The sequence below is a fragment of the Pseudarthrobacter sp. NPDC058362 genome (genome assembly GCF_042723515.1).
Classification (GTDB): Bacteria; Actinomycetota; Actinomycetes; order Actinomycetales; family Micrococcaceae; genus Arthrobacter.
Genome location: NZ_JBHXIW010000003.1, coordinates 105,259 through 123,847 on the forward strand (window position 1 = coordinate 105,259; position 18,589 = coordinate 123,847).

Below are 18,589 nucleotides of genomic sequence, written 5' to 3' on the forward strand. Positions count from 1 at the left end.
GCTATGACGGCTCCAACGGTGGAGGCGGCCATCCATGAACTCATGGATTTCGCCTGGAATGTTGTCTACGACCTGCTCGCGGAGCGAGGACTGCTCGGCGACGGCTTGTTCGTCGAGGAGTACTCCGGTATCCACTCCTGGCTGGAGGGGTCCGTGCGGTACACCGTGGTCCACTCCAGAGAGGTTGCGGTCCTGTTCGTGGACACCCGCCCCGTGGACGCTATCGCATTCCATCACGACCTGCTCGGCGCAGACGATCCGACGAGCTTCTTCAGCATTCCTGGCTGAGTGACGAAATCTCCTTGAGTTCGATCTTTCTGTCTGTTCTCTCTGGCCTTTTAGAGGGCCAAGATTGGCCTTATAGCGCAGTGGCCAGCGCGGCGCTGAGACGGTGGTGGAAGCTCCCGGCAGGAGGACTTTCCTCACAGGGGTTGGCACTGAGGAGTGGCCAGTTCCCCCGGCAGATGAGCAGGTCCATGATTAGGGGTACAGAGCGCTGCGATTTGAATCGGAGGCTGCCATGATCCAGGCCCTGCTATGCAAGCTCAACATCCGGCATGAATGGCATCTCGATGAACGCACCAGGGGAGGCGGCAACTTCAGCGCGTGGGGCGTGGGAGGAGGATGACCTGCGCCTTGGTTAGGCCAGTTGACCAAGGACAGCGCGTCCAGTTCTCCAAGTGGGGCTCTTCCGTAACCGGCTCTGGACATGTCCAGAGTGGAGGCGTTCAATTGACGGAGAGGGGCTCAACGCGCCCTGGTGGTTGCATAGCCACCTTTGCTGTCCGCTGCAAAGAGGGGGCGGTATGGACAAGCAAACAACGAAGAGAACTGAACCAGCAGAGGTTGCGGCGGAAGCTTTCCAAGCGCTGCGGTTACCCAGCCATCTGACTCTGTCTGGGTTGATCGCAATCGTGGCGGCCCGGCGGCGACGTCGAATTGAGATCGAAGCCACGGGGATCCTCAACGGCGCATCGATATGCGGCTTGTGGTTATCCACCGAGTCCCGAGAAATCATTCTGCACGCGGTCACCGACTCGGTGCTCCACAGGCAGCAGTTCATCCTTCACGAGCTTGGGCATATGATCCTGCGCCACGATGAGTTGGTCATCTCCCAAAACTACGCGGCGAGTCTCTTCCCAAACCTTGACGGTGAGATGGTCGCCCGAGCGCTGGCGCGGAGCAGCTTCGTGGACGATATGGAGGCCGCGGCTGAAACCCTCGCAGATCTTCTCGCCGCAGCCATTCGTGAGAGCGCCGTGGAACCGAAGTCGTTCGAGCAGGTTTTCGGATGATCCAGGCCATCGCGGCTGCGGTCATCTGGGTTCTCGTCCTGTGCCTTCTGCCTGGTGTGCGCACCAGAAAGGACCACAGCATCCTCATCGCTGCAGTGGCGATCGCAACCGCGCTTGCGCTGAATATTGATCCGATATACCTCACCGGTGATGCAGCGCTGGGTGGCCGCAACCTTCTGGACCTGTGCGCGAACATCCTGATGGTCGTTGGAATCTACTTCCTGTCCCAGGCGATCCTCCGGGCGGCAGAATTCAACGATGGATCCTTCCGCAGGGACCGTCTCGGCCTGACGATACTCGGGTGTGTCACCGGGAGCCTGGTTATTGCGTTCTTCAGCATCCAAGCGCCGGTCTCGTCGACGCGGTTTATGGTCGACTACGGCGATCAGCCTGCCGCCGCCCTCTACTCGGCCATCCAGTTTGTCTACATCGGCATGGTTGTCAGCGTGACGGGTTACGTCTGCTTTAGATTCCGACGGCGGATGGCCAGCTTTCACTTTCGGCTCGCCTTCACCCTCATTGGCATTGGCTGCCTCCTGGCTCTGATAGTTGTGTTCACAGTCTTGGGGATGGACATCACGCACCTGCTTGGGGACCTGTCCACAATGGGGAAGCTAGCCGTTGTCTACGACCTGAGCTTCGTTGGGGCGATGCTGTTTCTGTGTGCCGGCCTGGCTTTGCCGCCGGTCGCACGTCGGATTTCTCGCCGCATCGAGCTGAGGACTCGAGAGGGCTTGCTGAAGAGTCTCACCGAGATCTGGGAAAAAGCGACCGCCGCCCGCAAAGACATTCGCTTAGCGGCACCTGCTGAAGGCATCGAAAGCGGGGATGTTTCCACTCGAAAACTTCACAGGATGCTCGTTGAGATTCAGGACGCGCTCTTGATGGACCCATCTGCTGCTAAGTTGCTGAGTGAGGCTGACCGGCAAATCGTGACCCGGACAGAAAGTTTTCTCGCCACCCACCATGGCGTGCAGGAACGTCGAGTCAGCCCCGCAATTTGGGGGAGGAGGCACGGCGTAAATGACAGATGACGCTGCGGAGCCTCGCGAGTCTCCCCAGACCAAACTTGCTAGAAAACTTAGCCTTCTGCTCGACCTGTATGAGTCTCAAGGGCGAGGGCCTCTCTCGTACCGGGAAATCAGGGAAAGCATGGCCGAGCGTGGCACGCCGCTATCTCGGTCGCGGTGGGCCTATATGCGCAGCGGTGATAGTTCGCTGGCCATGGACCAGAAGCTGCTGCAGAACCTCGCTGAATTTTTCGGCGTGGACCGCCGGTACCTTCTCGATGACTCGGCAGAGGTGCCTGAATTGGTGGAGGCCCAGCTTGCTCTCTTGAAGTCGATGAGGGAAGCGCGCGTCAAGAACTTTGCTGCCAGGCAATTGCAGGAATTGTCTCCCGAGACGCTGGCCCGGCTCAGGGAAGTTATCGACAAGCATGCCAGGGGAGATGATGAGAACGAGTAAGCTGCCGGGGCTGCTTTTCTTCACTGCCCTCGGCACAGCTTCCGCAACATTCTTAGCTGCCGCCTACTTCGCGCGGCGCGTGGTGGTTCCGTCGACCAGCCGCCGAGAGGATCTGGAGGTCAAAAGGGTCTTAAGTACAGAAGAAGGTGCCTTGCACATTGAATTGCCGAGTACGCCCCTGACGACGGCGCCGGGCCGATACAGCCTTTGGTTCTCCAGCGGCAAGGGCCACGCCCGCATAGGCGGCGTCGTGGATGAAGACACAAGGGCGGGCACGGTAACGCGGCTTGTGGAGCGAGTCGATTCGGGCGATTTGCATGACGCCAGGGCAGGCATTTGGAGTGGCTATGCATACTCCAAACCCGAGCAACTGGGCCTTCCGTTCGAACATGTGATGGTCCAGGTCGGTGGCGGCATTGCACCGGCTTGGAAATTCCCGGCGACAACCGATGGCCAGGCAGCCTCGACGTGGGCAATCCACGTCCACGGGATGGGGGGAAAGCGGGCGGGGGCCCTTCGTGGTGTTCCTGTCGCCCACAAACTCGGCCTCACGTCCCTTGTGGTGTCATTCCGCAACGATGGTGACGCGCCGCCGTCGTTCGACGCCCGTTACTCCCTGGGCCAAAACGAATGGCTTGACCTCGAGGCAGCGATCCAATTCGCAATGGATCACGGCGCGGAGCGCCTGGTGCTGTTTGGCTGGTCCCTGGGTGGCTCCATGGCTTTGCGCGCGTCCGATCTTTCGGTCCACTCGGATCGGATCGTCGGGTTGGTGCTCATAGCTCCTGTCCTGAACTGGACTGAAACGCTGACGTCGAATGGCAGCTCCAGTGGGTTACCGGGACCAGCGTCAAGGCTGGGTCTAAAAATGCTGGGCGTCGCGGCAGGCCGTTGGGTGACAGGTCTTGAGCAGCCGATAGATCTATCTGCGCTTGACTGGGTGGCCCGCGCCGGGGACCTCAAGAAGCCGACGCTCATCCTGCACGGCGCTAGGGACAAGTCGACGCCGATGGCCGTATCGGAACGGTTGGCCGAGCTGCGCCCCGATCTGATTCAGTTGGAGCGCTTCGACGTTCCGGGTCACTCGTTGGAGTGGAATGGCGATACCGAGAAGTGGGATGCCGCTGTGTCCAATTTCTTGAAGTCGCTATCCGCGGACTGAAACGCGGCTGAAAGCTCGGCTGACTGTCTCTCGATCTCATCCGGCTGCGCGCTGTATCGCCCGGCCTCAAGGATAAGAATTCCGGCCTGGCATAGCAGGTTCAGGTGCCTTCCAAGGGACGGTGCAGTCCTGTCCAAGGCAGCAGCTACTTCGTGACATGTTGCCGGGCCGTGGCCGATCAAGAAGCGGATGATCTTGCTTCGCGTCCGATTCATCAAGATGTTCGCCATGGAGACCACAACCAGGGGATGGGGAGACCCTTTGAGGCCCGCTGTAGACGGGTCTACACCAAAACGATACGCTCATCGAAAAGCTGATGGAAGCCACTTGATGCAACTCATTGCGTGCCGCATGAACCACCGGAATACTGAGCTTCACAGAGACTTGACATTCGGTGCCCGAGCAGGCAGGAGGTGAGCGATGCCAGGAGACGAGAAACGACTCATGAGCGCAGGCTCGTCTCCTCGAGCTGAGCTGGCCCGTCGCCTGAACTTACTGCTCGACGTCGTTGTGGCGGAGCGGGGGCAACCGATCACCTTCCGTGAGGTTCAGGAGAAGCTTGCGGACAGAGGGATTAACCTGTCCCGTGCCCGCTGGTTTTACATGAAAGACGGCACGGGAAGGCTGGTCAGTGACCCCGCTCTTCTGACGGCTTTATGCGAAATTTTCAATGTGGACCCTGCCTACCTTCTGGATGCCGGTTCCGCGGACCTGCCCCAGCGCATCGATTCGCAGCTCGAGTTCGTAAAGTCGCTTCGGGCTGCGAGGGTAAAGACTTTTGCGGCCCGCACGCTTGGTGACGTATCGCCGGAGACTCTTCGGGCGATTACGGAGTACCTGAACAAGGACATTAGTCGGCGGCCCGAAGGGGAGCGGGCGGCGGCCAGTTCACAGGCTGAATCACCGGAGCCGCAGGAGCCGGCAGACTAACCCGCCGGTGACTGCTGGTGCTGTTCCTCCAGCAGGTACTTCAGGTGAGCGTCGAGCAGCTCCTTGATTCGGAGGGGGTTCGCGGAATATCGGGGTGACCGTCCGTGCCTGCGTCCAGGCTCGACGTCGACCATCACTACGCCAGCCTCCTCCAGTGCGGTGAGGTGTTTGGCAACGCTGGGCTCACCAGCGCTGACCATCGCAACGATATCGCCCCGCGTTGCCGGCCCATTAGCGGTCAAGAATCGGAGAATTTCGTTGCGCGACCTGTTGCCGAAGGTGGCGACGGCAGCCTCGACATCGGCCGACCAGGCCTCGTCATGGGGCTGCGTAATTCTCGGCATAACGCCATTCTTCCCGAACTAAACAGAAAAAGTAAGAACAGCAGCCTTGACTATACTTTAAGTATCTTCGACAATAACTTGTATAGCTTCTGCCTGATCGTTGTTGGGTCTCCAGATCCACGCACCGGAGCGGCCTTCGCGCGGCTCTGCGAATTACTGATCCGAACAGTCAAAGCCGGTGAAGCCATGGAAATCGAATCCGAGGCGTTTCAAACCAAGAACCAGTCAACAACTCCTGTTGGGGTGGATGTCTCATTGCGCGGGTCGCCCCCGCCGGGGGATTCGCTTATCCCCATCGACCGGATCCTGGTGGCGGTCGAGGGCGTGCAGCGCTACGTTGTTTCCCGCCTCGGGCGGATCGGACGATCTTGCGACGTTGACGATGTCATGCAGGAGATCCGCGTCGCCGTCTGGGACGGAGTCGCCAAGGGTCGTTACAGGGAGCTTCCAGGCATCCCTTTCGAAGCCTGGGTGCAGGGGGTCTGCAACAACATCTGTGCTGCTCATATCCGGCGCGAGCTTAGTCATCAAACCCTGCCGTTACTCGTGGACTTCACGACGACGGAGGGCTCGCCGGAGGTTCTCGCAGTCATCGGCTTTCCAGCCAGATCAGGCAGCGCGGATGACTGCATTGACCAGGCATGGGCGCACTCAATGTTGGACCTGGTCCACCGGAACGTCACGGAGGAGACCTGGAAGCTGGCGATCTCCAGCCTTGTGGGTCCACGTCGCTACGGGCCGCCGTCCCCTCAGGACCGGCGCCGCTGGCACGCGGTGACTGTCGTGCGGCAGACCGCGAAGACAATCAACACGGCGCTAAACTGCCACCCTGAACCAGGGGTAGGGCTTGACGGACTTTGCCGATTGGCTGCCAGTTGCCTCCCCACCAAAGTGCTTCGGCGGGTTGCCGAGTCGATAGTCCGCCCCGGCTTGCGGGGACCGGACAGGTCCGCGCAGATGGCTTCCCTGGCGGATGAGTTGGGTGTTTCGGAAAGGTATATAGCCGTGAATATTGGTTTTGCCCGGCAGTTGTACCGGGCAGCCTGGCGCGTGATCCAGCATGAAGCAAACGTTCCGGCTGTGTAGAGCGTGGATTTCGGAATCGGGACTGGGCAATGACTTTGATTCGTGGAATCGGCCGCCAACGCTGGCTGGCAGCGGGGCTATCTGTCCTTTTGATGGTCAGCGCCGTCTTCCTGCTTTGGCCGGCCGCCAATGTCGGGGGGGATGCTGCGCCGCCACCGTCTGCAACCGAGGCGGCCGCGACACCCCGGCCGTCCCTTACTTCGTCAGGTCGGAGCAGCCCCTCCGCTGCCTCTACCGAAGTCAAGGTAGCGGCTCAGCCTACTGATAACGCACTGCCTCGTACTCAGGATTACAGGGCGCTTGCCGTGGCGGCAGCTCAAGGGATCTATACGTGGGACAGCCGTTCGTCGGCCTACTCCGACATCTATGCCCGGGTGCGGTCCTGGTGGGAGCTGCTTCCGGATGGGTCAAACCCGTTGTCGGTCTTGGTTCAAGAGTTTGAAGCGACTGGGGTTACAGCGGGAAGCTTCGCGGTGCTGGCTGAACAGTCCGCACGGCGAAGCGGCACTGCACAGGCTGTGCGCTGTGACCTTGAGCTGGCCAAAGTCCAGGAGTACCCAGCTCCTTGGGATGGCCTACACGTGTGCACGGTGACCGTTCAGGTCGTGGATGAGTCCAACAACGGCCGAAGCGCCTATGTAGCACCCGTTACGGTGATAATCAACTGTCCGCCGGCAGTAACTGCCCCGACCGCACGCTGCGCAACGGTCGGGTTCTATGCGACTGCAGAGCGGATCGTTTACTGATGGCTGCGCTGGCCGCCGTCGCTATGTTCACGCGGCGACGTGCATTGCTGAAGGTCGTTTGCGCGGCTTTTACCGCCGCCCTACTCGCTGGGCTGATGGCTTTCGTGGGAGGGGTGGCGGTGCTAACCGGTATGACCGGGCACCGCGCTATTGCTTGCGTGCCATCTGGCGTTGGCGCGAGCACTGTGGTGAATGGGTCTCGCGCTGGCCTGGAGATCCGCAATGCCGGGCAGTTGCTTTACGTGCTAACGCCTCGGCAGGAGAGCGTCGCGAGGACATACATCGCGGTGGGCAAACAACTCGCTTTACCTCGCTCCGGGCAAATTATCGCGATTATGATGGCGCTTCAGGAATCGAGCCTTCGCATGCTCGCCAACCCAGCTGTGCCGGAGTCCCTCAACTTTCCCAACGACGGCATCGGACAGGACCATGACTCAGTCGGGTCCGCCCAACAACGACCGGCGGCAGGCTGGGGGACTGTTGCCGAGCTGATGGACACCTCCTACAACGCCCGCGCGTTCTATGGCGGACCGACAGGGCCAAACCGAGGAAATCCGCGAGGGCTGTTGGACATACCCGGTTGGGAGACATTGGATAAAGGAATGGCTGCGCAGGCGGTTCAGGTTTCTGCCTTTCCCGAGCTCTATGAGCGCTGGGAGCCGGTGGCCACGGCCGTTGTTGCCGCGCTGGAAGGTGGTACTGCGCCTGCTCCTTGTTCGAATTTGCATTCAGGGAGGCAATATGTCGTATCGACACGCAACCTTAGCCAGCTGCGTCAGGACATCCTGGCTTTCACGCAGGAAGGGCTCGGCGGGCGATACGTCTGGGGCGGTACTGCTTTCAAAGCCTGGGACTGCTCCGGATACGTGCAATGGATCTATAGGCAGGCCGGAATTGAGTTGCCGCGGGTCGAGCAGTGGCGCGTTGGAGTGCGGACAGAAGATCCTCAACCAGGGGATCTTGTAGTCCAGAATCCTCAGGGGCCCTACAATTGGGGCCACGTCGGCATCTATGCCGGCGACGGCATGATGTGGAGCGCATTGAACCCATCAGTAGGGACGCTGTTGCATCCGGTTAGCTGGAATCCCGGCGCGGCCTATTTCGACCTATTGTCGCGTTGAGCGTGCACGTCGGTTCGATGGTCAGACGCAGCGCCCGTGCCCGGGCCTGGGGAGTGTTCAGCGAACAAGGAAGACATCCGGCTTCGCACCGGGGCGACTGGAACATTCGTTCGAATCCTTCCGTGTGCAGTGGCTGGGGGCATTGTGGACGGCCGCTGTGCACGCCGGATACATCTCCGCACGCGCCGGGCGGACGTAGCATCCAGCAGTTATAGGCAGTTCTCCGGGGTTATTCGAAAAAACAAATAAGTTCGTAGAACTTGATAGAAGCTCCTGGAACTCCGCAGAAGTACGGTAGTTGAGGGGACGTCAGTGGTTCGAGCGTTGGCCGCCGCGGTGGCCCCGTCCTTCCCGCCACCCGGGAACGCTGCTGTCCAGGAGCTTCACCTTCGCCGGATCCATCCGGCCGTGCCGGGCGCTGATGCGCTGGCCGTGAAGCCAGAGACCGAGGGCCCGCTCCTGCTCGTCAGCGGTTTTCTGGTGCCGGGGCCAGTCGCCGCCGCCGGCTCGGAGCTGGGTGAGCTCCTGGAACCGCTGCCGCCAGCGGGCTTCATCCCGGAGCTCCCGTGCGGAGGGCCCGTCCCACCCGGGGATGACCGAGAGGCCCTCACGGAGGCCGGAGGAGAGGGTGCCTGCGGTTGCCTCGCGCCGGCATCTGGCCAGCCAACCGGCTAGGGTCCGTTCCCGCGCCGTCGCCCCGCTGGTGGCCGGCAGCCGCTCTTCAGCCTGGTGCAAGGCGATCAGGTCGGAGAGGTTCCTCAGCGCAGCACGGCTGGGCCCAGGCTTCGCCCCGGCCATGGCACGGCGGTGCTCCTCCCGAAGGCCCGGCTCTTGGTCGGTTGCTTTCTGCAGATGGAACCGGACGGTGCTGGACGGCACGCCGCACAGTCCGGAGATCTTCGCCGAGGGCAGGCCCTTCCGGTACATAAGCACCCATTCCGGGTGAGGGGCGGTTCGGTGCGTGGTCATGGTGTCTGAATCTGCTCCTGACTTCCGTCGGTGAGGTGCTGTTTGCTGTCAGCGTCCGGGGGCATCATGGGTCGGTTTTCCGTGAGCACAGAGAAATAATTCGGCCTCGGCCGTGCCTGGCGGACAGGTCCTAGCCTGTAGGGTGTTTGCCGACAGGTGTCATGGCGTCAAACCGTTTCAGGTCTTCCAAGTACGACGGAAAAGAGACCTCCCCAGTCCGCTTGTCTACGAGCGTGCACGGCTTGCCGACAAGCACACAGTCGGGGTCGCCGCCGGCGGCCACCGTCGATGAGCATCCACGCATCATAGTCCTCATAGCCGTAACCGGCGACCTTATAGTCCCCGCACTCGCCAGCAACCCAGCCTGGCCCGAGCCGGTGGAGGGCTATCTGCCGGGCTTGTTCGAAAGTAATCATGGCCGGCAGACTACCCTGATGCGTGGACACACGACGGGATTTCGAGGACCTCCAGCGGGCGTTTCAGGCGGCACGCCGGACCACCCGAAATTTGAGCCGCCTCATAAGATGGTCCGGTGACCGAAGAAACCGCAAAGCCCCGTCGCTTCCTGACTATTGAGCAGGCGGCCGAAGAGTTGAACGTGAACCCAAACCAGATCCGGGCGCTGCTCAGGACCGGAGAGCTTCGCGGAATTCAGGTCGGGGGGCGCGGTGTCTGGCGCATCGGCCTCGCCGACGTCGAGGACTACATTGCCGAGGCCTACCGGCGCACCGCCGAGCGGATCGCTGCCGGGGAGCTGAAGGACGAGGAGTCGACCCACGGATTGCAGGAGTCGACTAGATGAATGCTGACGTTTCTGGGGCGCTGAAGCTTGGGCGTCTGTTCCAGGTTGTCGGCTTGGCACCGGAAGACGTGGTGGTCATACAGGCACGCAACATTCTCGCCGCGCAGTGGAGGATAGCCCTGGACAAGGAACGGGGGCCGGGTGACTCCGGAAGCCGTGACTAGGCTGGCTCAGATAAGCGGCCCATGCGTGCACCCCGTCGCGGCCGCAATTCCTCGAAACAAGCACCAAAATGCAGCACGACAGTCCTCAGAATGCAGAAACCCCCGCATCTGAACTGGTCCCCGGAAGTCAGAACTGAATTTCTCAGTCCAACTTTCCGGAAGCAGTTCAATTCCCGAGGGTTTTCGCTGGCGGTGACGGTGGGATTTGAACCAATAGTCACGGGGTCCGGTAGCGCAGGAAACGGTCGCCTTCCCAGTCATGGAGCCAAAGTTGCTGCGTCCGACTGCGGACTGCTCACGGCTGATCACCCCGATTCGCAGTTAAACCCTTGTCAGATTCTTGTCGGATCAGGTGCCCCGCGCGCATCTGGCTCAGCGCCTCCGCGACGGTGTCCAGATCGTCGTCGAAGAGGTCAGCGTACACGTCCAAGGTCATGGCCGCACTGGCGTGTCCGAGCATCCCCTGCACGGCCTTGACATTTGCGCCAGTGCTGATCGCGAGTGACGCCGTCGTATAGCGCAGGTCGTGCGGAGTGACGTGCGGGAAGTGCGCTTCGCCGGCCTGCGCCCGCTTTACGGCTCCCCGGAACCATCCGCCCTTCCCGTTGCCCGGTCGCAGGAAACCGCCGAGCTCAGAAGGGAAGAGCAGCGCGTCTCGATCCTTCCCGGCGCACGCCGCGGCCACCGTATCGTCCAGGAAGTCCGGATACGGTACCGAGCGCCGGTGATGAGACTTCGGAGTACCAACCTTCACCTGTCCGCCGACCATGACCGCGTTCTCCATGATCTCGACCCGGCGACGGGCCGTGTCCACCCGCTTGACCGTCAGGCCGGTAGCTTCTCCCCACCTCAGGCCCGTGAACGCCAGAAATCTGATCAGCCCGGGGTACTTGGACAGTTCAGCAAGCCGTTCGACCTGCTCGAGCGTCAAGTAGGCCCGGGGCTTCCTGACTTTCCTCGGCGTCCTCACGTCGCGAGCAGGATTCGACGGGATCCGCCGGTCGCGTACGGCGCTGTCGAGGATCGCGGCGAGCACGCCGTGCACGCGCTTGACGGTCGTCGCAGACTTGGTCTTGCTGAGCTCCGCGACCCAGGTCGCGACCTCGGTGTGCCGGATGCTGCCGACGGCGCGGGTGCCCCACTGCGGCTTCACATGGACTCGCCAGGCGCTCTCGTCCGAGCGGTAGGTCGAGTCCTTCACCGCTGCACGGTGCGCGGCCAGCCAGGCCTCGCCGAGGGTCGCGATCGTCACGCGGGCATCACTGGGCGCGATGTAGCTGCCCTGCAGCTTGGACACCTCCGTCGTCGCGAGGAACGCTTCGGCCTCGCGCCTGGTGCGGAAGCCGCTCTTGGTCGTGTCCCGGCCGTCGGGCTTCGTGTAGGCCACTCGCCAGCTGGGCTTCTTCGTACGGGTGTCGCGGTGCACGCTGCCCATCAGCGCGCTTCCTCAGCGGTGCTGAGGTGCTCCTGGCTGAGCAGCCAGGCGTCGACGGCCTCGGGCCGGTACCGGGGCGTGCGGCCGACACGGATGAAGGCCGGGCCCTGGCCGGTGATCCTCCACTCGTCGATGACTCGGCGGCTGACACCGAGCTTCTCGGCGAGCGTGTCGGAGGTGATGAGCGAGTCGAGCAACGGTGTGCTGATGACGGATGCGGGGGTAGACATGACGGTCCTCTCCGGATCTTTCATCCGGAGCCCCTGCCCGCCGTGGTCGTAAAGCCGTTCCGTTGGCGAGCTGCGGCCGGTTGCCGCGTGCTCCTTCTCGGAGCGAGCGTCTGGGTGGCTGTCATGTCGGGCCGCTCGCCCCTGCGCTTTGTGTCTTGGCCCCGCGGCCGATCTTCGCGCTTGTAGCAGTTTATCTCACACTTGCGGCCGGTGGCTGCTGATTACTGTCACTGTGCCTTCTCCGACCGCTGACAAACGCAGTCCTCAGTAGCGGCCCGTAAGCGTTTCGACGCAGTGCGAGATGTCATGTTTCTGATACATCGTTCCGTGTAAAGTCTCTGATACAGAGATAACAGCGACAGCAGGAGCAAGCAGTATGGCCGAGTTGGCAGAGGCATCCAGGAAAACGACCGCGCGGGTCGTCTGGGACACAGCTGACAAGTACCTGCGCAACATCGTCGACGAGGAGGACTACGGCGACTACATCCTTCCGTTCACGGTGCTCCGTCGCCTAGAGTGCATGCTCGCCGACAGCAAAGAGGACGTCATCAAGTATGTCGACTCATTCGCCGACATGCCCCAGCACCTGATCGACATCGCGGTCAAGGACAGGTTCGGCTTGGGCTTCTACAACGTGTCCCGGCTGGACCTGGCGACGATCGCATCGGTCGACGACAACGTGGACAAGTCTCTCAAGAGCTACATCGACGGGTTCTCGAACAACATTGCGGACATCTGGGTCTCGTTCGAGTTCAATCGGCGCGCGAAAGTACTCGCCGACGCCAACCGCCTGCATGCCGTCGTCAAGCACTTCTCTACGCTCGATCTCAGCCCGAAGAACCTCAGCAACACGGGTATGGGCGACGTGTTCGAGGACGTCATGTACCGCGCGTTCAACAAGAAGGGCAAGGCGGCGGGCAACTTCTACACGCCGCGCGATGCGATCCGCCTGATGGTCGACGTGCTGGTCGGCGGCGATGATGACATGATCGCGGCTGACCACGCCGCGCGCTCGGTCTATGACCCGACGGCCGGCTCCGGCGGCATGCTGCTCATCGCGCAGGAGGCGCTGAAGCGCACCAATGAGAAAGTTGACGTCACGCTCTACGGCCAGGAGCTCATGGCTTCTGCCTTCGCCCTCGGTAAGGCTGATCTCCTCATCCAGGGCGGCCGCCCCGACGCGATTAAGCATGGAAACACTCTCCTCGAGGACCTCTACAAGGGGCAGACCTTCGACTACGTGCTCTCGAATCCGCCTTTCGGTATGGACTGGTCGGCTGATGGGAAGTCGGTGCGAGATCAGGCCAAGACCGAAGGCTCGCGCTTCAGCCACGGTCTGCCAGGCACGTCCGACGGGCAGATGCTCTTCCTGGCGCACTGCGCCTCGAAACTGACCCCGGCCGGCAAGAACGGCCAGGGCGGACGCGCTGCGGTGGTCTCGAACGCCTCGCCTCTGTTCGCCGCGGACAAGGGGCCCAGCGCGATCCGGCAGTGGCTGCTCGAGGAGGACCTGATAGACGCGGTCATCGCGCTGCCCGCTGATATGTTCTACGGCACTGGCATCGCGACTTACGTCTGGTTCCTGGATACCAACAAGGCTCCTGAGCGCAAGGGTAAGATTCAGCTCATCGATGGCTCGGGCCAGTGGTCACAGCTCCGCAGGCCCATGGGTGAAAAGCGCCGGGAGATGCAGCAGCAGCAGCGCGAGATCCTGGTCAAGGCGTACGAGGCATTCGAACACGCGGACCCGGCGATCTCTCGTGTCCTGACGCGTGAAGACTTCATGTTCCGCGACGTTCCGGTCTTCCTGCAGGCCCGGTTCGCTACCAAATACAGTGACGACGTCGTCGAAGCGCTGCGAAGCCGCAAGGACTTCGCGGAGGGCCACGTGGAGGTTCTCAAGTCACTCGATGGCACTCCGTGGAATGACCTGCCGCAGACATTTCCTGCCGCTGCCAAGCGGGCGGGTCTGAAAGCCCCGTTGGGCTTGGTTGATGCCGCCATGTCCGCGCTGGCGACGCCCGACGAATCGGCACCTCTTGCGGTTGCACGGAACGGAGCGCCGATTGTCGCTGATGGCTGGAAGCTTACAGAACGCATTCCAATGACCGAAGACGTGGATGAGCACATGGAGCGTGAAGTCCTGCCTTTCGCTCCGAACGCACGTTGGAACTCAAGCAAGGCCAAGCACGGCAACGAGATCCCGTTCAAACGATTCTTCTACATGCCGACCCAGCCGCGGGCACTGGATGCCATTGACGCTGACGTGTCGCGCATCATGGGCGACCTTGCCGCCATGTTTGCCCAGGTGCACGAGTCATGAGGTCTGCAGCAGGGTGGAGATCAGTGCCATTCTGGTCGCTTTACAGGCGCGACAAGAAGACTGGATTCCCGAACGAGGAGCTCCTTTCGGTTTATCGCGACTACGGCGTCATACGAAAGTCGGACCGCAGCGACAACTGGAACCGCGCCGGCGAGGACATGTCCGCGTACCAGCTCGTCGAACCCGGTGACTTGGTCCTGAACAAGATGAAGACCTGGCAGGGGTCTCTGGGCGTGTCCTCGCTCCGAGGGATTGTTTCCCCGGCGTACTTCGTCTATAAGCCGCAGACAGATGACGATCCACGCTTCCTTCACTACACGCTTCGATCGATGCACCACGTCGGGTATTACGCCAGCATTTCGAAGGGTATTCGCCCGAATCAATGGGACCTGCAGCCGGAGATGCTCGATTCGATGCGTGTCTTTCTGCCCGACCTTGATACCCAGCGCGAAATCGCGAGCAACCTTGTGAAGGTTGACCGCATGATCGCGAAGCTCGAGGAGCTGTCGGACGCTCTTCGGCAGAGGACCACGGATACCGCAGCAGTGTTTGGGCTCGCGGACGACCACGAGCACATCGAGGACGCACACTCACCGTTGGACGGAATCCCGGAGCACTGGGGGCGCACGAAGTTCGGTTACGACTTCTCCGAGAGCGCAGAGCGAAACGGCGACGACCCGCCAGGTCCACTTCTCTCGATCTCGGAGTACCGCGGCGTCGAACTGAACACTCGAACCGACGGGCAGCAAGCTTCGCAGGATGTGTCGCAGTATCGAGTGGTCCGCCCCGACCAGCTTGCGGCAAATATGATGTGGCTGAACCACGGCGGCCTTGGGGTCTCCTCTCTGACTGGCTACATCAGCCCGGACTACAAAGCCTTCAATATCTCGCCACGGTTCTATCCACGCTATGTCCATCACTTGCTGCGAAGCCCGCGCTATGTCGACTACTTCGAAACGATTGGGACGGGTGTTCGGCCGAACGCGCAGCGAGTCACGAAGACGGCACTCGACATGACTCCAGTTCCGCTGCCGCCGATGGAGGAACAGAAGCGGATCGGAGATCGCCTCGACGAGGTAGCAGCCAGCATCGATCGCATGCAGAACAAGGTTGCGGCGCTTCGAGGGCTTCTGGTCGAACGACGAGGTGCGCTGATTACGAACATTCTGATCGAGAAGAAAGAAGTCGCATGAGCAACGCGCAGCTGATGGAGCGCGAGTTCGAGGAGAATCTCTGTTCCGAGCTGGCCGACCGGGGCTGGCTGTACGAGGACGACGGAAAGCCGATCGGCTGGGACGTAGGCCTGGCGATGCTGCCCGCCGACGTGCTGAATTGGCTTAGCACCCAGTATCCGGACGAGTACGAGAAGGCCGTCCCCGAGGATCTGGTCGGCGAGCAGCAGGCCACCGCTGAGCGGAAGCTCCTCGAGCACATCACCAAAGAGCTCGCCAAAACGACGCGCATGGACCCGACGACAGGGCACCCGGTCGGCGGCCTGCTTGGCGTGCTGCGCAAGGGCTTCTCCTACGCCCAGATCGGCCGCCCCGCCGCGAAGTTTGGCCCGATGATGGCCTTCCCGCCAGCGAACCCAAACCTGACCGAGGTTGTCGAGGCGGCAGACTCGGTGCGACTGCGCATCCTTCGCCAGGTGCGCTTCGACACGAAGACCAACGAGAGCATTGACGTCGTGCTCCTCGCCAACGGCCTGCCGGTCGTTACGCTTGAGCTCAAAACCGACAACACGCAGACCGTCAACCACGCGATTCGCCAATACAAGGAAGACCGCAAGCCCGGCAGGAACCGCCCGCTCCTCGCCCCCGGTCGCGCCCTCGTGCACTTCGCGGTCTCCAACGACCTCGTCTACATGACGACCAAGCTTCAGGGCGTTGACACCGTCTTCCTGCCCTTCAACCAGGGCAATGAGGGGCACGAGGGCAACCCTCCCTCGACCACGGGGTCATCGACCAACTACCTGTGGCGCGAAATCCTTGCTCGTCCGACCTTCATGCGCATCCTCAAGGACTTCGCGCTCTTCGAGCCGGGCAAGCCCGGCAACAAGGACGATGGCCGACTGGTCTTCCCGCGGTTCCACCAGTTGCGGGCGGTCGAGCGCGTGGTCGCCGACGTCGAGGCGAACGGCCCGGGCAAGCGCTACTTGATCTGGCACTCGGCCGGCTCAGGCAAGACGAAGACCATCGCCTGGCTCAGCCACCGACTGATCCGCCACATGAGCGCCGATTCTAAGTCGACATTCGACTCGGTCATCGTCGTCACCGACCGCACCGTCCTCGACGAGAACATCCGCGACGACATGAACCTGGTGCAGTCGAGCACGGGCCTCGTCGTCGCCGTGGGCGAGAAGTCCGGGGCGAAGTCTCCGCAGCTCAAGAAGGCTCTCATCGAGGGCGACCACATCATCACGTGCACCCTGCAGACCTTTCCTGAGGTCATGAAGCTGATCGAGGACACCGAGGAGCTGCGGGGCCGGCGCTGGGCCGTCGTCGCCGACGAGGCGCACTCGTCCCAGTCGGGCTCCGCGGCCAATCAGCTCAAGGAGCTCCTCGTCGATGTCGACCTCGACCCGGACGAGGAGTTCAGCGCTGAGGATCTCCTAGCGGCGAAGGATTCGGCCATCGCGGCCTCGGCCAACATCACCTTTGTCGCCCTGACCGCGACGCCGAAGGGAAAGACCCTGCGTCTGTTCGGTACCCAGGTCGGAGAGCGCTGGGAGGCCTTCGACACGTACACGACGGCGCAGGCGATCGAGGAAGGCTTCATCCTCGATGTTCTCACCAACTACTCGACCTACGACATGTTCCTCCGCGTGAAGAACACCCTCGAGGGGGAGGAGTCGGAGAGCGAGATTCAGGTGAATACCGGCGAGGCGGTCTCGAGCATCGTCCGTTACGCGAGACTCCACCCAACGGCGATCGCACAGAAGGTCCGGGTCGTGGTCGAGCACTTCCGGCGGAACGTGCAACCGCTCCTCGGCGGCCAGGCGCGGGCCATGGTCGTGACCAGCTCACGTATGGAAGCGCTGAGCTGGTCACGGAAGATGGACGCCTACATCGCCGAGAAGGGGTACGAACTTCGCACGCTCGCAGCGTTCTCGGGCTCGCTCACCGACGAGGACGGCGAGAGCGTCACAGAGGTGTCGGTGAACGGCGTCAGCGACGTCGGCCGGGCGTTCCGCGAGCAGGGCGTCTACCGCGTCCTCATCGTCGCGAACAAGTTCCAGACTGGCTTCGACGAGCCGCGCCTGATGGGCATGTACGTCGACAAGAAGCTCTCCGGCGTTGCAACCGTGCAGACCCTCTCGCGGCTGAACCGGATCTACCCTGGCAAGACCGCGCCCATGGTCGTCGACTTCCGCAACACCCCGGCGAGCGTCCAAGCCGACTTCAAGCTCTACTACTCCGACGCGCACGTCGACGGTGACGTGGACCCGAACGCCCTGATCACACTCGGCGAGCGGCTCGACACGGCAGGGCTCTACACCCACGAGGAAATGGACGCCGTCGCCGACGCGTTCCTGACTGACGCCGGCGGTGAGGCGATTGCCAAGGCGCTGGCCCCGATCAAGAACCGCTGGAGCGGCCAATGGCGTCAAGCCGTGCTCTCGAAGGACAAGAAGCAGAAGGAGGTGCTGCAGTCGTTCCGCGCCGACGTCCTTGGCTACCGCAACGCCTGGCAGTTCCTCAGCCAGATCGTCGACTACCAGGACCCGGAGCTGCACCGCCGCGCCATCCTCGCGACCCTGCTGGGACGCAACCTCCACGCTGACGGCGACGACCGGGACGACAGCTTCCTCGAGGGCGTGCAGCTCTCCGGCGTCAAGCTCGTCCCGTCCGCCATCGAGGAGGATCACTCTCTCAGCGAAGGCAGCCGCGACGGCATCCGGCTCCCGATCTTCGACGGCGAGCACTCTGGCAGCGCCACGCCGAAGAAAGGACCCCTTGACGAGGCCATCGACAAGGTCAACGAGATGTTCAAGGCCAAGGGCGTCGACGTCAGCCCCGAGAGCGTCGCCGGGTTCATCACGACCTTCTGGGGTTTCCTTGACGTCAACGAGGAGGCCGTGGCGATGGCGAAGAACAATACGCTCTCCCAGCTCAAAGCGTCCGAAGGCTTCAGCGGTGCCGTAGGGCTCGCGGTGCTGAAGACAGTGAACGAATCGAAGGAGATCCAGTCGTACATGACGGATCCGGCCTTTATCGGGCAGGTCACCGACATAGCGGCGGACGCGCTCCATGCCCAGCACCGCCCCGACGCAGACGCGGGCTCCGACCCGGCAGCGGGATGAGCATGGGCGAGGCGGAGCAGCAAGGCTTCGGCGACGTCATCCGCGAGGCCCGGAAGAAGCAGGGGTGGTCGCAGGCGGAGCTCGGGGAGAAGTCCGGGCTGTCGCGCCCGACAATAGCGCGCGTCGAGACGAACCACGACGTGTCGACCGCGACCATCGCGAAAATCGCGCAGGCGCTGGGGCTCACCCTGGAATTGAAGGGCAGCGCATAA

Annotated in this window: 19 protein-coding genes; 14 read left to right on the forward strand and 5 right to left on the reverse strand. The window is 62.2% G+C overall.

Annotated features, from left to right (window positions below):
- The first annotated feature begins 3 nt into the window (after positions 1 to 3).
- The 5 genes from ACFWIX_RS08090 (at position 4) to ACFWIX_RS08110 (ending at position 3,924) form a co-directional block, all read left to right on the forward strand.
- A complete protein-coding gene (locus ACFWIX_RS08090) occupies positions 4 to 288 on the forward strand; it encodes a hypothetical protein (protein ID WP_377215607.1) in 285 nt (94 codons plus the stop codon).
- A 518-nt stretch (positions 289 to 806) separates the two neighbouring features.
- Positions 807 to 1,295 (forward strand): hypothetical protein, encoded by a 489-nt coding sequence (locus tag ACFWIX_RS08095; RefSeq protein WP_377215608.1) that lies wholly within the window; start codon positions 807 to 809, stop codon positions 1,293 to 1,295.
- Positions 1,292 to 2,329: a hypothetical protein gene (locus tag ACFWIX_RS08100; protein WP_377215609.1), complete on the forward strand. Its 1,038-nt coding sequence runs from the start codon at positions 1,292 to 1,294 to the stop codon at positions 2,327 to 2,329. The genes ACFWIX_RS08095 and ACFWIX_RS08100 overlap by 4 nt, the downstream gene beginning before the upstream one ends.
- 163 nt (positions 2,330 to 2,492) lie before the next feature.
- A complete protein-coding gene (locus ACFWIX_RS08105; RefSeq protein WP_377215610.1) occupies positions 2,493 to 2,762 on the forward strand; it encodes a hypothetical protein in 270 nt (89 codons plus the stop codon).
- Entirely contained in the window at positions 2,749 to 3,924 is a 1,176-nt protein-coding gene (locus tag ACFWIX_RS08110) for an alpha/beta hydrolase family protein (protein WP_377215611.1), read from the forward strand. The genes ACFWIX_RS08105 and ACFWIX_RS08110 overlap by 14 nt, the downstream gene beginning before the upstream one ends.
- Here ACFWIX_RS08110 and ACFWIX_RS08115 read toward each other — a convergent pair.
- Positions 3,843 to 4,154: a winged helix-turn-helix domain-containing protein gene (locus ACFWIX_RS08115; protein ID WP_377215612.1), complete on the reverse strand. Its 312-nt coding sequence runs from the start codon at positions 4,152 to 4,154 to the stop codon at positions 3,843 to 3,845. The genes ACFWIX_RS08110 and ACFWIX_RS08115 overlap by 82 nt on opposite strands.
- 214 nt (positions 4,155 to 4,368) lie before the next feature.
- Between ACFWIX_RS08115 and ACFWIX_RS08120 the strand changes: the two genes are divergently transcribed.
- Positions 4,369 to 4,854, forward strand: coding sequence for a hypothetical protein (locus ACFWIX_RS08120; RefSeq protein WP_377215613.1), 486 nt, complete (start codon positions 4,369 to 4,371; stop codon positions 4,852 to 4,854).
- Here the strand turns inward: ACFWIX_RS08120 and ACFWIX_RS08125 are convergent.
- Positions 4,851 to 5,198, reverse strand: coding sequence for an ArsR/SmtB family transcription factor (locus ACFWIX_RS08125; RefSeq protein ID WP_377215614.1), 348 nt, complete (start codon positions 5,196 to 5,198; stop codon positions 4,851 to 4,853). The genes ACFWIX_RS08120 and ACFWIX_RS08125 overlap by 4 nt on opposite strands.
- On the opposite strand from ACFWIX_RS08125, the gene ACFWIX_RS08130 reads away from it, so the two are divergent.
- Together ACFWIX_RS08130 and ACFWIX_RS08135 are read left to right on the forward strand one after the other, a co-directional pair.
- Positions 5,175 to 6,284, forward strand: coding sequence for a hypothetical protein (locus ACFWIX_RS08130; protein ID WP_377215615.1), 1,110 nt, complete (start codon positions 5,175 to 5,177; stop codon positions 6,282 to 6,284). The genes ACFWIX_RS08125 and ACFWIX_RS08130 overlap by 24 nt on opposite strands.
- Positions 6,285 to 7,029: 745 nt before the next feature.
- On the forward strand, positions 7,030 to 8,151 hold the full coding sequence (locus tag ACFWIX_RS08135; protein ID WP_377215616.1) for a C40 family peptidase: 1,122 nt from the start codon (positions 7,030 to 7,032) through the stop codon (positions 8,149 to 8,151).
- A gap of 309 nt (positions 8,152 to 8,460) precedes the next feature.
- Here ACFWIX_RS08135 and ACFWIX_RS08140 read toward each other — a convergent pair whose 3' ends face one another.
- Positions 8,461 to 9,120: a helicase associated domain-containing protein gene (locus ACFWIX_RS08140; RefSeq protein WP_377215617.1), complete on the reverse strand. Its 660-nt coding sequence runs from the start codon at positions 9,118 to 9,120 to the stop codon at positions 8,461 to 8,463.
- 532 nt (positions 9,121 to 9,652) lie between these two features.
- On the opposite strand from ACFWIX_RS08140, the gene ACFWIX_RS08145 reads away from it, so the two are divergent.
- Positions 9,653 to 9,922 (forward strand): helix-turn-helix domain-containing protein, encoded by a 270-nt coding sequence (locus ACFWIX_RS08145; protein ID WP_377215618.1) that lies wholly within the window; start codon positions 9,653 to 9,655, stop codon positions 9,920 to 9,922.
- Complete coding sequence (locus tag ACFWIX_RS08150; protein ID WP_377215619.1) at positions 9,919 to 10,086, forward strand: hypothetical protein; 168 nt, start codon at positions 9,919 to 9,921, stop codon at positions 10,084 to 10,086. The genes ACFWIX_RS08145 and ACFWIX_RS08150 overlap by 4 nt, the downstream gene beginning before the upstream one ends.
- A gap of 295 nt (positions 10,087 to 10,381) precedes the next feature.
- Here ACFWIX_RS08150 and ACFWIX_RS08155 read toward each other — a convergent pair whose 3' ends face one another.
- Both ACFWIX_RS08155 and ACFWIX_RS08160 read right to left on the reverse strand, forming a co-directional pair.
- Complete coding sequence (locus ACFWIX_RS08155) at positions 10,382 to 11,521, reverse strand: tyrosine-type recombinase/integrase (protein ID WP_377215620.1); 1,140 nt, start codon at positions 11,519 to 11,521, stop codon at positions 10,382 to 10,384.
- On the reverse strand, positions 11,521 to 11,751 hold the full coding sequence (locus ACFWIX_RS08160) for a helix-turn-helix transcriptional regulator (RefSeq protein ID WP_377215621.1): 231 nt from the start codon (positions 11,749 to 11,751) through the stop codon (positions 11,521 to 11,523). The genes ACFWIX_RS08155 and ACFWIX_RS08160 overlap by 1 nt, the downstream gene beginning before the upstream one ends.
- 376 nt (positions 11,752 to 12,127) lie before the next feature.
- On the opposite strand from ACFWIX_RS08160, the gene ACFWIX_RS08165 reads away from it, so the two are divergent.
- Genes ACFWIX_RS08165 through ACFWIX_RS08180 form a run of 4 tightly spaced genes read left to right on the forward strand, consistent with a single transcriptional unit; the run spans position 12,128 to position 18,589 of the window.
- Positions 12,128 to 14,074, forward strand: coding sequence for an N-6 DNA methylase (locus ACFWIX_RS08165; protein WP_377215622.1), 1,947 nt, complete (start codon positions 12,128 to 12,130; stop codon positions 14,072 to 14,074).
- Positions 14,075 to 14,097: 23 nt separating this feature from the next.
- Complete coding sequence (locus ACFWIX_RS08170) at positions 14,098 to 15,267, forward strand: restriction endonuclease subunit S (RefSeq protein ID WP_377215623.1); 1,170 nt, start codon at positions 14,098 to 14,100, stop codon at positions 15,265 to 15,267.
- Entirely contained in the window at positions 15,264 to 18,377 is a 3,114-nt protein-coding gene (locus ACFWIX_RS08175) for a type I restriction endonuclease subunit R (RefSeq protein ID WP_377215624.1), read from the forward strand. The genes ACFWIX_RS08170 and ACFWIX_RS08175 overlap by 4 nt, the downstream gene beginning before the upstream one ends.
- Entirely contained in the window at positions 18,374 to 18,589 is a 216-nt protein-coding gene (locus ACFWIX_RS08180) for a helix-turn-helix domain-containing protein (RefSeq protein WP_377215625.1), read from the forward strand. Before ACFWIX_RS08175 ends, ACFWIX_RS08180 begins: the two co-directional genes overlap by 4 nt.

Excerpts from the sequence above, each read along its gene's own strand:
- ACFWIX_RS08090 (WP_377215607.1), top strand. The coding sequence starts at position 4 with ATGACGGCTCCAACGGTGGAGGCGGCCATCCATGAACTCATGGATTTC.
- ACFWIX_RS08095 (WP_377215608.1), top strand. The coding sequence starts at position 807 with ATGGACAAGCAAACAACGAAGAGAACTGAACCAGCAGAGGTTGCGGCG.
- ACFWIX_RS08100 (WP_377215609.1), top strand. The coding sequence starts at position 1,292 with ATGATCCAGGCCATCGCGGCTGCGGTCATCTGGGTTCTCGTCCTGTGC.
- ACFWIX_RS08105 (WP_377215610.1), top strand. The coding sequence starts at position 2,493 with ATGCGCAGCGGTGATAGTTCGCTGGCCATGGACCAGAAGCTGCTGCAG.
- ACFWIX_RS08110 (WP_377215611.1), top strand. The coding sequence starts at position 2,749 with ATGAGAACGAGTAAGCTGCCGGGGCTGCTTTTCTTCACTGCCCTCGGC.
- ACFWIX_RS08115 (WP_377215612.1), bottom strand. The coding sequence starts at position 4,154 with ATGGCGAACATCTTGATGAATCGGACGCGAAGCAAGATCATCCGCTTC.
- ACFWIX_RS08120 (WP_377215613.1), top strand. The coding sequence starts at position 4,369 with ATGAGCGCAGGCTCGTCTCCTCGAGCTGAGCTGGCCCGTCGCCTGAAC.
- ACFWIX_RS08130 (WP_377215615.1), top strand. The coding sequence starts at position 5,175 with ATGGGGCTGCGTAATTCTCGGCATAACGCCATTCTTCCCGAACTAAAC.
- ACFWIX_RS08125 (WP_377215614.1), bottom strand. The coding sequence starts at position 5,198 with ATGCCGAGAATTACGCAGCCCCATGACGAGGCCTGGTCGGCCGATGTC.
- ACFWIX_RS08135 (WP_377215616.1), top strand. The coding sequence starts at position 7,030 with ATGGCTGCGCTGGCCGCCGTCGCTATGTTCACGCGGCGACGTGCATTG.
- ACFWIX_RS08140 (WP_377215617.1), bottom strand. The coding sequence starts at position 9,120 with ATGACCACGCACCGAACCGCCCCTCACCCGGAATGGGTGCTTATGTAC.
- ACFWIX_RS08150 (WP_377215619.1), top strand. The coding sequence starts at position 9,919 with ATGAATGCTGACGTTTCTGGGGCGCTGAAGCTTGGGCGTCTGTTCCAG.
- ACFWIX_RS08155 (WP_377215620.1), bottom strand. The coding sequence starts at position 11,521 with ATGGGCAGCGTGCACCGCGACACCCGTACGAAGAAGCCCAGCTGGCGA.
- ACFWIX_RS08160 (WP_377215621.1), bottom strand. The coding sequence starts at position 11,751 with ATGTCTACCCCCGCATCCGTCATCAGCACACCGTTGCTCGACTCGCTC.
- ACFWIX_RS08165 (WP_377215622.1), top strand. The coding sequence starts at position 12,128 with ATGGCCGAGTTGGCAGAGGCATCCAGGAAAACGACCGCGCGGGTCGTC.
- ACFWIX_RS08175 (WP_377215624.1), top strand. The coding sequence starts at position 15,264 with ATGAGCAACGCGCAGCTGATGGAGCGCGAGTTCGAGGAGAATCTCTGT.
- ACFWIX_RS08180 (WP_377215625.1), top strand. The coding sequence starts at position 18,374 with ATGAGCATGGGCGAGGCGGAGCAGCAAGGCTTCGGCGACGTCATCCGC.